This is a genomic window from Arthrobacter sp. R3-55 (assembly GCF_054161505.1).
On the sequence record NZ_CP096423.1, the window covers coordinates 2040151 to 2054260 of the forward strand.

Below are 14110 nucleotides of genomic sequence, written 5' to 3' on the forward strand. Positions count from 1 at the left end.
ACTTTCCGAGGCCGCCGACAGGAACCCGGGCTTGCTGCATTAGATGTGCACGCCCGGAAAGCATAAACTGGCTGCCGCACATAGTTTATGCATGACCGGCTGGACGCCCGCCCTGTAAACGCCGAACGGGCGTTTTAAAGCTGCGGGTCCCGTGCCAGCGTCAGCTTTCTTCGAGGAGACTTTTCCACCATGGCACGTACCGCCTCCCTGTCCGGATTCCCCGAGTGGCTTCCCCAGGAGCGGTTGGTGGAGCTCCATGTCCTGGACACGCTCCGCAAGACGTTCGAGTTGCACGGATTTTCCTCCATCGAGACCCGCGCGGTTGAAACAGTGGGACAGCTGCTCCGCAAAGGCGAGATCGACAAAGAGGTCTACGGGCTGAGCCGGCTGCAGGATGACGAGGGCGAGGCTGCGAAGTCAGATAAAGCGGACCCCAATGCTCTGGCACTGCATTTCGACCTGACTGTTCCGTTCGCCCGCTACGTGGTGGAGAACGCCGGATACCTGGCATTCCCCTTCCGCCGCTACCAGATTCAGAAGGTGTGGCGTGGAGAGCGGCCGCAGGAGGGCCGGGCCCGCGAATTCACCCAGGCGGACATTGATGTGGTGGGTGATGGTGAACTGCCGTTCCGTTATGACGTCGAGATTGCCCTGGTGATCGCCGAGGCACTGAGTGCTCTGCCCATCCCGGATTTCCGGCTCCGCATCAATAACCGGAAGCTGGCTGAAGGTTTCTACCGTGGCATCGGCCTGACGGACACAGCAGGAGTCCTGCGCAGCATCGATAAGTTGGAAAAGATCGGCGCAGCCAAGGTGGCCGGACTGTTGAAGAGCGAGCTCGGTGCCACGGATGAGCAAGCGGGGCTGGCCCTCCAACTGGCAAGCATCCGCACGGAAGATACGTCGTTTGTCCAGCAGGTACGGGCATTGGGAGTCACCGATGACCTCCTTGAGGAAGGCCTGAACGAGCTGGAGCAGGTCATTCAGGCGGCAGTGCAACGTGCGCCCGGCAAGGTGGTTGCCGATTTGAGCATCGCCCGTGGCTTGGATTACTACACCGGTACGGTGGTCGAAACCGTGTTGGTTGGCCACGAGCAGCTGGGTTCCATTTGCTCCGGTGGCCGGTACGACGCCCTGGCCAGCAAAGGCAACCGCAAGTTCCCCGGCGTCGGCCTGTCCATCGGCGTCACGCGGCTTGTTTCGCGAATCCTCAGCCAGGAATTGGCGATGGCCTCGCGTTCCGTGCCCACGGCCGTTTTGGTTGCCTTGAATACTGATGACAGCTGGTCTGCGGCGCAGGATATCGCCGCGCAACTGCGGGCCAGGGGCATTGCCACCGAAGTTGCCGCCAAGGCCGAGAAATTCGGGAAGCAGATCAAGTTCGCCGACCGGCGGGGGATCCCGTTCGTGTGGTTTACCGACGACGACGGCAAACACCAGGTCAAGGACATTCGCACCGGTGAGCAGGTGGACGCCGATCCCGCAGTATGGATGCCGTCCGAAGAGGATTTGTCCGTGCGCGTCACCACTGCCTGACGCAGACAGAGCTTGTTCCGCCGTTTGGCGGGAGCCGCGGCCGGGGCGGGTAAACTCGGACGGGACCGTCATTGCTGCGGTCCCTATAAATTTCATGCTGAAAGGAATGCTGTGCTGCGCACACATGACCTCGGATCACTTCGCTCCGAGCACATTGGACAAACCGTTACCCTGGCCGGCTGGGTGGGCCGCCGCCGTGATCACGGTGGCGTTGCATTCGTTGACCTGCGTGACGCGTCCGGTGTCGCCCAGGTGGTTGTCCGTGAGGAAGAGGTCTTCCATGGCCTGCGGAACGAGTACGTCCTGCAGGTGACGGGCACAGTCAACAAGCGTCCGGAAGGCAACGAAAATCCGGCTTTGGCCACCGGTGATATCGAGGTCATCGCTGACAAGGTGGTTATCCTCAACACCTCCGAGCCGCTTCCGTTCCAGATCGACGAGCACGTTGAAGTTGGTGAGGAAGCCCGCCTCAAGCACCGCTACCTGGACCTTCGCCGTCCCGGTCCCGCCCGCAACATGCGCCTTCGTTCGGAGGCCAACCGCGTGGCCCGTGAGCTGCTGCACCAGCGTGGCTACGTAGAGATCGAAACGCCCACGTTGACGCGTTCGACGCCGGAAGGCGCCCGCGACTTCGTTGTTCCGGCACGCCTCGCCCCGGGTTCCTGGTACGCCCTGCCGCAGTCGCCGCAGCTTTTCAAGCAGCTGCTCCAGGTGGGTGGCTTTGAGAAGTACTACCAGATTGCCCGTTGCTACCGCGACGAAGACTTCCGCGCAGACCGCCAGCCGGAATTTACCCAGCTGGACATCGAAGCGAGTTTCGTGGACCAGGACGACGTCATTGAGCTTGGCGAGGCAATCGTCAAGGCACTCTGGCAATTGATCGACGTCGAGATCCCCACGCCGATCCGCCGTATGACGTACCTCGACGCCATGGCCAGGTACGGCTCGGACAAGCCGGACCTCCGATTCGGCGTGGAGTTGACCGAACTTACGGAGTTCTTCAAGGACACCAACTTCGGTGTCTTCAAAGCGCCGTATGTCGGCGCAGTGGTAATGCCGGGCGGCGCTTCCCAGCCGCGCCGCACCTTGGACGGCTGGCAGGAATTTGCCAAGCAGCGCGGCCACAAGGGCCTGGCATATGTCCTCTTCAAGGAAGATGGCGAACTGGCCGGCCCCGTGGCCAAGAACCTTACGGAGACCGAGCGCGAAGGCCTGGCCGAGGCAGTGGGTGCCAAGCCCGGCGACTGCATCTTCTTCGCTGCCGGAGAGAAGTCCGCAGCCCGTGCCCTGCTCGGGGCTGCCCGCGTTGAAATCGGTCACCGCACCGGCCTGATCGACCCCAAAGACTGGGCATTCGTCTGGATCGTGGACGCTCCCATGTTCGAGCCCGCCGCCGCGGCCGTCGCTTCCGGCGACGTAGCTGTTGGCGGAGGCCAGTGGACGGCCGTGCACCACGCCTTCACCTCGCCCAAGCCTGAGTTCCTGGACACGTTCGACAAAGACCCGGAGTCGGCTCTGTCTTACGCCTACGACATCGTGTGCAACGGCAACGAAATCGGTGGCGGTTCCATTCGTATCCATGAGCGCGAAGTGCAGGAACGCGTATTCCAGCTCATGGGCCTGGACAAGGAAGACGCCGAAACCAAATTCGGCTTCCTGCTGGAGGGCTTCAAGTACGGCGCACCTCCCCACGGCGGAATGGCCCTGGGTTGGGACCGTGTGGTGGCTTTGCTCGCCGGCGTCGAGTCGATTCGCGATGTCATTGCCTTCCCGAAGTCGGGCAACGGTTACGATCCCCTGACGGCCGCTCCTGCACCGATCACTCCGCAGCAGCGCAAGGAAGCAGGCGTCGATTTCAAGCCTGAATCCAAGCCCGCAGCCAAACCGGACACCGCGTCCGAATAAACGGTTGCCAAAGGCTCTCCACTCCGGTGGAGGGCCTTTGGTTTTTTCGCCAACGAGTTCTGTCAACGAAAGGTTGTGCTGGATCGTGGAGCAGGCATTCCTGGAGATGCTCATGGATAAGGCCTGGCCGGCCCTTGAGCGTGAAGACCTTGTGTGCGGAAACACGGCAAAATGGGTGCTCCGCGCTTCGAACGGGGTGACGCAGCGGGCTAATTCCGTGTGGCCGGCCGCCCCGGCAGATAGCGAAGGCAGTAGCGTTGCCGCCGTTGGCCTTGAGGCTGCCGCCGGCATCGAGGGCTCGGTCCGTGCTGCTTCCCAGTGGTACAGGCGCCGCCGGCTTCCCTTGATTTTCCAAGTCTTTGACGATCCCCGCAATGCTGCCCTCAACGGTGTCCTGGACCGGCAGCGCTTTACCAGGCAGTCCGAGACCAGGATCATGGTCCGCGGCGTGGAGGACGTGCCGCTGGGAGCATCAACAGTGGAAATCCTCGATCTTCCCTCCGCCGAATGGCTTCGCTTATGGTGGTCGGTCGATGGCCGCGGCGGTGACGCCGAACTGTCGGTCGCCCACAAGATACTCACCGCTTGTCCGGCTCTTTACGCCATGGTGAGGAACGACGACGACGTTCCCGCCGCCGTCGGACGCCTCGCCTTGGTGGATGGTTGGGGCGGTATCTACAGCATGGCGACGTCAGCGCCGCACCGCAGGCGCGGATATGGGACCGAGGTGCTGGCGGCCTTGTTAAGTGCCGGCGCCGAGCGGAACCTGAAGGGGTTCTGGCTATTGGTCACTGCCGCGAACCATGGGGCGCAGTCGCTGTATTCGCAGGCCGGATTCACTGATTCCGGCAGCTATCTTTACCGGCAGGCTCCCCTGAAACGGGCTCCCGGCGGCTGTTAGCCCATGGGGTCCGTCACGGTGATCCGAACCGAGCAGGCGTCTGCTGCCGCTTTCTGCAAGGCCGCCGCTTTGATGTCCTGGATGTCCAGGAATGGCAAGCGAGTTCGGCCCGTGAACGCTTTAAGGGCAGGTTGTGCGAGCACCTGATCCACCAGCGCCCTGTCGCCGCCGGGAACGATGTATTCCACTACATGTGCCGCGAAGATCCTGGCGCCATGCTCCGCCGTTGACCTGGCGTCAATAAAACGGTTGCCGCTCTTCGAGGCAAGGACGGTGGTGCCGGTGGCCGCAGCCACAACGTATCCGCCACGGCGGACCAGCACCATGCCCAGCCCGCGTTCCTGGGCTGCCAGCGAGGCAAGGCGTTGAAGCTCGTTCTGTCCCCTGCCCGGGCGACCGTCCGCGGGCCAAGGAGCCCTCAACAGCGCAGTTACGCCGTCTGCGGCGCGAAGAAGCAAGCCGGCGTCGTCGAAGTCTTCCACCACGGGGCCGTGGGCGGCAGCAAACCGGTCAGCCCAGCCGGGGAGCCTGGCGGCGGACACCAAGGCTGTCCGTTTGGCCTGCCGGCGCGGGGCTGATGCTTGGCGGTCCATGGCCGATGTCTCCTTTGCTGGAACTATGAGTAGCCTATCCATGTGGAAGATCTCTTTGGTGCCGGTGCTGATAACGACGACGAGTCGGAGGATCTGCCCGCCACGCCGCATTCCCCCGGAGGGCCGTCCGATGCGCATTGGATGGCGTCGCAGCGCAGTCCACTGGCAGTGCGGATGCGCCCCCGTACCCTGGACGACGTCGTGGGACAGCAGCATCTGCTGGGCCAGGGTTCGCCACTGCGGCAATTGGCAGCAGGTGCCGAGGCTGCCGGGCCCGCGGGACCCAGCTCAGTGATCCTTTGGGGCCCGCCCGGAACCGGCAAGACTACGCTCGCGCATGTCATCGCCCGTGGGCCAGGACGTAAGTTCGTTGAACTTTCCGCCATCACCGCCGGAGTCAAGGACGTGCGGCGTGTCATGGACGAGGCCTTGACCGCCCGCGATCTCTACAAGAAAACCACCGTCCTTTTCCTGGACGAAATCCATCGCTTCAACAAGGCCCAGCAGGACGCACTGCTGCCTGGTGTCGAAAACCGGTGGGTGGTGCTGGTGGCCGCCACCACGGAAAATCCCTCCTTCTCCGTGGTGTCTCCGCTCCTGTCCCGCTCGCTGCTGTTGACGTTGAAACCGCTCACCGATGACGACATTTCCGGTTTGCTGCAGCGGGCCGTGGCTGACGGCCGGGGCCTTGCCGGCCGTGTGGAACTCAGTCCCGAGGCGTTGGACCACCTCGTTCGCCTCTCCGGGGGTGATGCCCGGAGGGCGCTGACTGCACTGGAAGCCGCCGCCGGGGTCGCTTTCGGCGACAACACCGCCGTCGCCGACGACGAACCCGGACTTCCAGGCGACGGCGCCCCGGACGCTCCAGTACTGGTGGAATTGCGCCATACGGAGCGTGCCCTGGACGCAGCCGCGGTGCGCTATGACCGCGCCGGCGACCAGCATTACGACGTCGCCAGTGCCTTCATCAAGTCCATCAGGGGGTCGGACGTCGATGCTGCCTTGCACTACCTGGCACGCATGCTCGAAGCGGGGGAGGACCCGAGGTTCGTAGCGCGGCGGATCGTGATCTCAGCGGCCGAGGACGTCGGAATGGCCGATCCCACAGCCTTGCAAACGGCAGTGGCTGCGGCGCAGGCAGTGCAATTGATCGGTATGCCGGAGGGCAGGATCGTTCTGGCAGAAGCTGTAGTGCACCTGGCCACTGCGCCCAAGTCCAATGCTGCCTACATGGGCTTGAACAAGGCGGTGGCTGATGTCCGCGCCGGATTCGGCGGCGGTATTCCCATGCACTTGCGTGATGCGCACTATCCGGGCGCAAAGCAACTGGGTCATGGGAAGAGCTACAAGTACGCGCACGACGAACCACACGGCGTGGCAACCCAGCAGTATCCGCCGGATGATTTGGTGGGTAGGGATTACTACCAGCCCACCAATAACGGTGCCGAACGGGATATTGCGGCGAGGTTGGAACGGCTCCGCAAGATCGTGCGCGGTGAGTAGGGCGGCGAACCCTTGCCGTAGAGGAGCCGCAGGGCGTCGACTCCATAGTGCGTGGTAGTATGGATCTTTGTCTGGCATGGCCCGACGCACAATCCCTCTGAAGATTCCTTGATGAGTGCTGTGCGCCCGGGCTAGTAGCAAGAGGCAGCGGTTGGCCGATGCTCTCCCTGATGGAGGCCAGTAACACTGACACACCGCAGTAATTGGAAGGACACAAGTGGCTAACAACACTCGTGCTCGCCGTACCGCACGCCTTTCGCGTGCACTCGGCATTGCTCTGACCCCCAAGGCCGCCAAGTACATGGAGCGCCGCCCGTACGGCCCCGGTGAGCATGGCCGTGCCCGCAAGAAGCAGGACTCCGACTACGCCGTACGTCTGCGCGAAAAGCAGCGTCTGCGCGCCCAGTACGGCATCCGCGAAGCCCAGATGACCCGTGCCTTCGAAGAAGCACGCCGCACCAAGGGCCTAACCGGTGAAAACCTGGTTGAGCTGCTCGAAATGCGTCTGGACGCCCTCGTGCTCCGTGCAGGCTTCGCCCGCACCATCGCGCAGGCCCGCCAGCTGGTTGTGCACCGCCACATCATGGTTGACGGCATCCGCGTGGACCGCCCGTCCTTCCGCGTTGGCGAAGGCCAGCTCATCCACGTTCACAGCCGCTCCGAGGTCATGCCCCCGTTCCAGGTGGCAGCTGCAGGCGCACACGTTCTGAACAACGTACCGCCGTACCTGGACGTCAAGATCGACGCCCTGCAGGCACGCCTGGTTCGTCGCCCCAAGCGCTCCGAGGTCCCCGTGATCTGCGAAGAGCAGCTCGTCGTCGAATTCTACGCTCGCTAAATTCGTACAGCGCATACAAAGAAGCCCGTGGCACCTGCCGCGGGCTTCTTTGTATGTCAGGTAGCGGTCCAAAGTGGGTAAGGTACTGGGGAGGCCTTGTCCAACGCCGTGATGCGGCTGGTGCAGGGCAGTGCAACAACCCTAGGAGAAGAGTTCTATGTCTGGTGGCGACATCGCCGGCCTCATCGCAGCAGGAGTCTTCGCGCTCCTTGTGTTGTTGTTGGCTGTGCCTATCTTGAAGCTTGGTGGCGTTTTTGACGAGGTACGCACCTCCATCCGGTCCATTAGCGACGGCGCCACACCCTTGATGGATGAAGTAACCGCTACGGTCTCCACCACCAACCAGCAGCTGAAGAAGGTTGACGGCATCGCCTCCAACGTCTCCGATGCCTCAGCCAACATCTCCGCGTTGTCATCGCTTGTAGCTGCCACGGTGGGTTCGCCCCTGATCAAGGTGGCAGCGTTCAGCTACGGCGTACGCTCGGCATTCGCCGGACGACGAGCCCCTTCCTCCGGCCGCCGCAGCCGCTGATCTGATGTGTTGCTGAAGCAGGCAGCCGCAAAACTATAGGGAGACCAAAACCTCATGAAAAGAATTGTGTGGATGGGCATAGGCGTCGCCATCGGCGTCATTGCCTTCCGTAAGGTCACCGAGGCCCAGGCGAACATTGGTCCCGAGGGCCTGAACCGAGCCGTCGGCCGGATGGCTGACGGCTTGTTCGATTTCGCCGATGCGGTCCGGACCGGCATGCACCAGCGGGAAGAAGACCTTCGGGCGGCCTTGGGCATTGACGAGGCCGGAGTGGGCCGCCGCTAGCGGAGCGGTTCGCTCCCGCGCCCGCAACAGGGCAGAATGGAAAACTGCGGAACGGCACCAGCCGGTACCGCGCACCTTACGTGCAGTGAATTGAGAAGGGTAAGTAATCAGCTAATGAAGTCGCAGGAGATCACCAAGCGCTGGGTGGACTTTTTTGTCAGTAAGGGCCACACCGCCGTTCCCTCCGCGTCGCTCGTTTCCAGCGACCCGTCCCTTCTCTTCACCGTGGCCGGAATGGTGCCGTTCATTCCATACCTGACTGCCCGCGAAGAGCCCCCGTACAGCCGCGCCACGAGCGTGCAAAAGTGCATCCGCACCGGGGACATCGAGGAAGTGGGAAAGACGGCCCGCCATGGCACGTTCTTCCAGATGTGCGGCAACTTCTCCTTTGGCGACTACTTCAAAGAGGACGCCATCAAGTTCGCCTTCGAGCTGCTCACCACGAGCGTCGAGGACGGCGGCTACGGACTGCCTGCTGAGCGCCTGTGGGTGACCGTCTACGAAGAAGACGACGAAGCCAAAGAGCTGTGGCTCAAGAACACCGGCATTCCCGCTGAGCGCATCCAGCGCATGGGTAAGGCCGATAACTACTGGTCCACGGGCCAGCCCGGACCGGCAGGGCCCTGCTCGGAGATCTACTATGACCGTGGCCCCGCCTACGGCATCGAAGGCGGCCCGCTGGCCGATGAGACCCGCTACATCGAGATCTGGAACCTTGTGTTCATGCAGTACCAGATCGAGAATGTCCGCTCCAAGGTTGACTTCGACATCGTCGGCGAACTCCCGCAGAAGAACATCGACACCGGCCTGGGCATGGAACGCCTTGCAATGATCCTCCAAGGCGTCGAGAACATGTACGAAACCGACCAGGTCCGCCCGGTCATCGACAAAGCCGCTGAACTGTCAGGCCGCGAGTACACCTCTGCTGAATCGCCGGAAGACCCGCACCACACCGACGATGTCCGCATGCGCGTCGTTGGTGATCACATCCGTTCGGCCCTGATGCTGATCGCTGATGGCGTTTCGCCCTCCAATGAAGGCCGTGGCTACGTTCTGCGCCGCCTCATTCGCCGCGCCGTTCGCGCCATGCGCCTGCTCGGCGTCGAAAAGGCCTGCCTTCCTGACTTGCTCCCTGCTTCGCGCGACGCCATGAAGGGCGTCTACCCCGTAGTGGAGACAGATTTTGCCAGGATCAGCCGGATTGCCTACGCCGAAGAAAAGGCATTCCTGCGCACCATCGCTTCGGGCACCGCCCGCCTTGAGGATGCCGTGACCGAATCGAAGGCTGCCGGTGTTCCGCTCTCCGGTGCCGACGCCTTCGCCCTGCATGACACCTATGGCTTCCCGATCGACCTGACGCTGGAAATGGCTGAGGAGGCCGGGCTCAAGGTGGACGAGGCAGGTTTCCGTGCACTTATGCTCGAGCAGCGTCAGCGTGCACAGGCTGATGCCAAGGGCAAAAAGGGCGGCCATGCCGATCTCAGCGCTTACCAGGAGCTCCTGGGCAAGGGCGAGACCGTCTTCACTGGCTACGACGAACTTGAGGGCCAATCCACCGTCCGTGGAATCGTCAGCGGCGGGCGGCCGGTTGCGCACGCCTCCACCGGCGATGAGATCGAGTTGGTCCTCAACGAAACCCCGTTCTACGCCGAAGCCGGCGGACAGTCCGCTGACACCGGCCTCATTACCGGCGATGGCTTCGTGGTGGAGGTGCTGGACGTCCAGCGGCCCATCAAGGGCTTGAGCGTGCACAAAGCGATTGTCCGCGAAGGCGAGATTGCCTCGGATGCCTTGGTTCGCGCCGCCGTCGACCGTGAACGCCGCCACGCAGCGGAGCAGGCCCACACCGGCACGCACATCGTCCATGCCGCCCTGCACCAGATCCTGGGCCCTGAAGCTACCCAGCGCGGTTCTTACAATAAAGCCGGCTACCTGCGCTTCGACTTTGCCTGGGGAGAGGGCTTGAGCCCTGCAACGCGGTCAGAAATCGAAGAGGTTTCCAACATCGCCATCCGGAACAATTTCCGGGTGGACACCAAGGTCATGGGCCTCGCTGAAGCCAAGGCGTTGGGTGCCATGGCACTGTTCGGCGAGAATTACGGCAGCGAAGTACGAGTGGTGGAGATCGACGGCGCCTGGTCCCGGGAGCTGTGTGGTGGCACGCACGTGTCCAACACCTCCCTCATCGGCAGCCTTTCGCTGCTGGGCGAACAGTCCGTTGGCTCCGGAAACCGTCGCGTGGAGGCCTTTGTTGGCCTGGACGCGTTCCGCCACTTGGCCGCTGAACGCGCTTTGGTAACGGAGCTCACCGAGCTGCTTAAGGTCCCCTCCGGGCAACTCGCGGACCGCATCTCCAGCACGCTGAGCAAGTTGAAGGCCACGGAGAAGGAACTCGACCGCCTCCGCAAGGAGCAGTTGGCCGCTGCGGCCGCTAACCTGGTGGGGACCGCCAAGGACGCTGCAGGAGTGCGGGTTGTAGCCCACGACGCCGGTCAGGTTGGCGGAGCGGACGATCTCCGGAACCTTGCGTTGGACCTCCGCAGCCGTCTCGGTTCGGAAGCAGCCACAGTGGCCGTAGCCGGTGTCAGCAATGATCGCCCGGTGATCCTTATTGCCACTAATGAGGCCGCCCGCGAAGCCGGAGTGAAGGCCGGTGCGCTGGTTCGCCTGGCTGCCGGCATTCTTGGCGGTGGCGGAGGCGGCAAGGATGACGTCGCCCAAGGCGGCGGCGCCGACGCTGGGAAGGTCTCTGAGGCCCTCACAGCGGTGGTGGATGCGATAGCCAAGCGCTGACGGTGGCTGAAAGTACTAGCGGCGGCGTCTACCCCCGGGGCATCAAGCTGGGGGTAGACGTCGGTACCGTCCGAGTGGGCGTGGCCATCTGCGATCCCGACGGAATATTGGCTACACCGTTCAAGACAGTTGCACGGGACGCCAAGAAAAACTCGGACGTGCGCGTGGTGGTCAAACACGCCGCGGAACTGCCCGCCGTGCAGATCTTTGTGGGCCTTCCCCGCACCATGAAGGGTGAAGAACGGGCGTCTGCTGATATGGCCACCGCGTACGCCGAACTCCTCGCCAGCGAGCTGCTGCGGACAGGTTTGGACATCCCGGTGAGCCTTGTCGATGAGCGGCTTTCAACCGTTACGGCACACCGCAACCTGCACGAAGCTGGCATGAGCAGCAAGAACCACCGTAAAGTGGTTGATCAGGTTGCCGCTGCTGGAATACTGCAGCACGCAATCGACATGCAAAAAGCTAGAGGAACGGACGTTGGCCGCCGCGTACAGGCGCCGACGCAATCCGAGAAGCCCGGCAGTGCCCCAACGCTGCAGGCTGCCTCCGGCAGTGAACCCGATTCTTCTACGAGGGGACTGCAACTGTGAGCCCGGTCAACAACGACCCCTCCAGCGGTACCGCCGGCGGCGGCATGCCGCTGACCCGCAAAGAGCTGCGGGCGCGGGAACGATTCCTCGCCACGCAGAACCACAACGTCGTACCCGTTCCCGAAGCGACACCGGGAGAGGCCGCTGAGTCCACGGACGGCGAGCCGGAACTGCCACGTCCTGTCCCCGCAGTGACCCCCGCACCAGTTACGCCGCCTGTTTCGGCTGCTCCGGCTGCTCCACCCGTTCCTGCAGCAAAACCGGCGACTCCTCCCATTCCCGCCGCACAACCGGTCTCTGCCAAGCCGATTCCGGCTGACCAGCCGGTCAGTGAGGGTTCGCCCGCTAAAACACCGGGGGAGACGAGCGCTGTTGAACCGGAGCATGCTGGTGAACAGGAGCACGTTGCTGAACCCGAGCACGCTGTTGAACCTGAGAACGTCCGGACTCAGGAGGACGGCGCAGCGGCCCACGGAGAACTCGCGGGCCATGCCGGTCTCCATGAGGTGCACCCCGGTGATGAGCACCATGCCGACGAGCTTCACCACGCCGATGAGCTTCACCACGACGGGTACCATCACGATGAACACCACATCGAGGAGCATCATGGCGATGAACACCATGGCGAGGAGCTTCATCATGATGAGCACCCCCACGACCTCATCGCACCGCTCGAGCAAACAGCTTCAGCGAAGGCCGCGGCCAAGAAGGCGCGGCGTCGTCGTCGTGTCCTTGCGCTGCTGATCACGCTGGGAGTGTTCGTGGCCGCCATCGCCATTGGGGCACAATTCCTTAAGCCGCTGTTGGGCATGGACAAGGTGACGGACTATCCGGGGCCGGGGTCCGGGTCAGTCAATATCACCGTGCCCGAGGGCTCCGGGCCTAAGGCTGTGGCTGTCGCGCTTGTCGAGAACAAGGTGGTGGCCGATGCCGATGCCTTTGTCAAGGAATTCCTCAACGACGGCGGTGAATTGTCCCCGGGCGAGTTCACCTTCAGGACCGAGATGAAGAACTCCGATGCCGTGGATGTGCTGGTCAACAAAGACTCATCGAAGGTCATGTATTTTGCACTGAGTGCCGGCCTCCGGATCAACGAATCGCTCGAAGCCATTTCCAAGGGTTCGGCTATTTCCCTGCAGGAACTCAACGCGTTGAACCAGGCTCCGGCACAGTTCGGCGTTCCCTCCAAGGCCAAGAACCTCGAGGGCTTCCTGGCACCTGGGGAGTACCGCTTTCCGTTGGGCACGCCCGCCAAGGAGATCGTCCAGAAGCTGGTCACCACCACATTGGACGAACTCAAGTCCCAGGGAATCACTGAACCGGCAAAGCAGTATGACACTGTGACCATCGCCAGCATTGTCCAGGCTGAAGGCGGGCAGGCTGACTATGGCAACGTGGCCGGTGCCATCTACAACAGGCTCAAGCCAAACAATGTGGAGACCAGTGGCCTGATCCAGTCAGATGCCACCGTGACGTACGGACTTGGCAAGAAATCCTTCCACCTCACTGAGGAAGAGAAGGCGGACAAGTCCAACACGTACAACACGTACGCCAATGTAGGGCTGCCTGCCGGCCCCATCGGCTCACCCGGCAAGACCGCCATCGATGCAGCGGCCAAGCCGACGCAGAACGACTACATGTACTGGGTCACCATCAACTTGGACAGCAAGGAAACCAAGTTCTCCAAGACGCTGGCCGAACACAACACTTACGTTGAGCAGTACAACGCATGGTGCCAGGCCAACCCGGGACGGTGTGTGTGAGTCGTCGTGCCGCAGTACTGGGGCACCCCATCTCGCATTCGAAGTCCCCGGCCTTGCACACTGCGGCGTACGCCAAGCTCGGCGCGGACATTGAATACTCGGCAATCGACGTCACGGTAGAGGGGCTTCCACCCTTCATGGCTTCGCTCCGCGGAGACGACTCGTGGTGCGGACTTTCGGTCACCATGCCGCTGAAATCGGCCATGGTGAAGGAAGTCGACGAAGTCCGCGGAGCGGGTGCCCACCTGGGTGTCATCAACACGGTGGTTTTCGAGCACGACGCCGGATCGGCCCGCCTCGTGGGGTACAACACCGATGTTGCCGGGATTGTTGAAGCGGTCCGGTATGCAGGGGTCGCCTCCACGCCCCATGCCGCCATCCTCGGTGGCGGGGGTACTTCGGCTGCTGCCGTCGCAGCGGTCAAAGAACTCGGTGGACGCCACGTGGACGTCTTTGTACGGGACGCAGGGCGCGCCGGGGACGCGGAAGCCGCCGCTGCCGCCGTCGGGATTTCCCTCAGCGTCCGGCCGCTGGCCGAAGCGGCCGCCGCTGTGGCAGGTACGGACCTGGTTATCTCCACCTTTCCACCGCGGGCAGCAGATGCCTTGGCGGACGAGCTTGCAGGATTGCCGGGAACAGGGGCCGGCGTCCTGTTGGACGTCGCCTACGATCCTTGGCCGAGTCGGCTCGCCGAGGTGTGGCAGGGCCACGGAGGGGCTGTGGTTCCCGGGCTTGAGATGCTGATGTACCAGGCGGCCGAGCAGATCAGGCGCTTCAGCGGTTGTGACGTGGACGCCGCCGTCATAGATGTGATGTGCGACTCAGTCGGGCTTCCCCGGCGAGTGTTCTAGAAGCCTTACATGGCAGG

At 62.9% G+C, this 14110-nt stretch carries 12 protein-coding genes; 11 read left to right on the forward strand and 1 reads right to left on the reverse strand.

Annotated elements, in window-relative coordinates:
• The first annotated feature begins 189 nt into the window (after positions 1-189).
• From hisS to M1D51_RS09580, 3 genes are all read left to right on the forward strand, one after another.
• Complete coding sequence (gene hisS / locus M1D51_RS09570) at positions 190-1536, forward strand: histidine--tRNA ligase (RefSeq protein WP_172324880.1); 1347 nt, start codon at positions 190-192, stop codon at positions 1534-1536.
• A gap of 111 nt (positions 1537-1647) precedes the next feature.
• Positions 1648-3441 carry an aspartate--tRNA ligase gene (gene aspS, locus M1D51_RS09575; RefSeq protein WP_172324882.1) on the forward strand — a complete coding sequence of 598 codons (1794 nt, stop codon included), beginning with the start codon at positions 1648-1650 and terminating at the stop codon, positions 3439-3441.
• Between the two features lie 82 nt (positions 3442-3523).
• Positions 3524-4342, forward strand: coding sequence for a GNAT family N-acetyltransferase (locus tag M1D51_RS09580; RefSeq protein WP_172324887.1), 819 nt, complete (start codon positions 3524-3526; stop codon positions 4340-4342).
• Here M1D51_RS09580 and M1D51_RS09585 read toward each other — a convergent pair.
• Positions 4339-4935 carry a Vms1/Ankzf1 family peptidyl-tRNA hydrolase gene (locus M1D51_RS09585; RefSeq protein WP_458109317.1) on the reverse strand — a complete coding sequence of 199 codons (597 nt, stop codon included), beginning with the start codon at positions 4933-4935 and terminating at the stop codon, positions 4339-4341. The two genes, M1D51_RS09580 and M1D51_RS09585, sit on opposite strands and share 4 nt — an antisense overlap.
• Positions 4936-4977: 42 nt before the next feature.
• Here M1D51_RS09585 and M1D51_RS09590 point away from each other — a divergent pair, with 42 nt between their 5' ends.
• The 8 genes from M1D51_RS09590 to M1D51_RS09625 all read left to right on the forward strand — a co-directional run bounded on the left by M1D51_RS09590 (position 4978) and on the right by M1D51_RS09625 (position 14093).
• Positions 4978-6438: a replication-associated recombination protein A gene (locus M1D51_RS09590; protein WP_172324886.1), complete on the forward strand. Its 1461-nt coding sequence runs from the start codon at positions 4978-4980 to the stop codon at positions 6436-6438.
• 217 nt (positions 6439-6655) lie between these two features.
• Complete coding sequence (gene rpsD, locus M1D51_RS09595; protein ID WP_026540819.1) at positions 6656-7276, forward strand: 30S ribosomal protein S4; 621 nt, start codon at positions 6656-6658, stop codon at positions 7274-7276.
• Between the two features lie 157 nt (positions 7277-7433).
• Positions 7434-7808, forward strand: coding sequence for a DUF948 domain-containing protein (locus tag M1D51_RS09600; protein WP_026540818.1), 375 nt, complete (start codon positions 7434-7436; stop codon positions 7806-7808).
• A 54-nt stretch (positions 7809-7862) separates the two neighbouring features.
• Positions 7863-8093 carry a hypothetical protein gene (locus M1D51_RS09605; RefSeq protein WP_458109318.1) on the forward strand — a complete coding sequence of 77 codons (231 nt, stop codon included), beginning with the start codon at positions 7863-7865 and terminating at the stop codon, positions 8091-8093.
• A 114-nt stretch (positions 8094-8207) separates the two neighbouring features.
• The gene (gene alaS, locus M1D51_RS09610) at positions 8208-10886 is read left to right on the forward strand and encodes an alanine--tRNA ligase (protein WP_458109319.1); all 2679 of its coding nucleotides are present in this window, start codon (positions 8208-8210) and stop codon (positions 10884-10886) included.
• 2 nt (positions 10887-10888) lie between these two features.
• Positions 10889-11479 (forward strand): Holliday junction resolvase RuvX, encoded by a 591-nt coding sequence (ruvX, locus tag M1D51_RS09615; RefSeq protein WP_172324000.1) that lies wholly within the window; start codon positions 10889-10891, stop codon positions 11477-11479.
• Complete coding sequence (gene mltG / locus M1D51_RS09620; protein WP_458109320.1) at positions 11476-13242, forward strand: endolytic transglycosylase MltG; 1767 nt, start codon at positions 11476-11478, stop codon at positions 13240-13242. Before ruvX ends, mltG begins: the two co-directional genes overlap by 4 nt.
• Positions 13239-14093: a shikimate dehydrogenase family protein gene (locus M1D51_RS09625; RefSeq protein ID WP_172324002.1), complete on the forward strand. Its 855-nt coding sequence runs from the start codon at positions 13239-13241 to the stop codon at positions 14091-14093. Before mltG ends, M1D51_RS09625 begins: the two co-directional genes overlap by 4 nt.
• The last annotated feature ends 17 nt before the right edge of the window (positions 14094-14110 follow it).

Excerpts from the sequence above, each read along its gene's own strand:
- hisS (WP_172324880.1), top strand. The coding sequence starts at position 190 with ATGGCACGTACCGCCTCCCTGTCCGGATTCCCCGAGTGGCTTCCCCAG.
- M1D51_RS09585 (WP_458109317.1), bottom strand. The coding sequence starts at position 4,935 with ATGGACCGCCAAGCATCAGCCCCGCGCCGGCAGGCCAAACGGACAGCC.
- M1D51_RS09600 (WP_026540818.1), top strand. The coding sequence starts at position 7,434 with ATGTCTGGTGGCGACATCGCCGGCCTCATCGCAGCAGGAGTCTTCGCG.
- M1D51_RS09605 (WP_458109318.1), top strand. The coding sequence starts at position 7,863 with ATGAAAAGAATTGTGTGGATGGGCATAGGCGTCGCCATCGGCGTCATT.
- alaS (WP_458109319.1), top strand. The coding sequence starts at position 8,208 with ATGAAGTCGCAGGAGATCACCAAGCGCTGGGTGGACTTTTTTGTCAGT.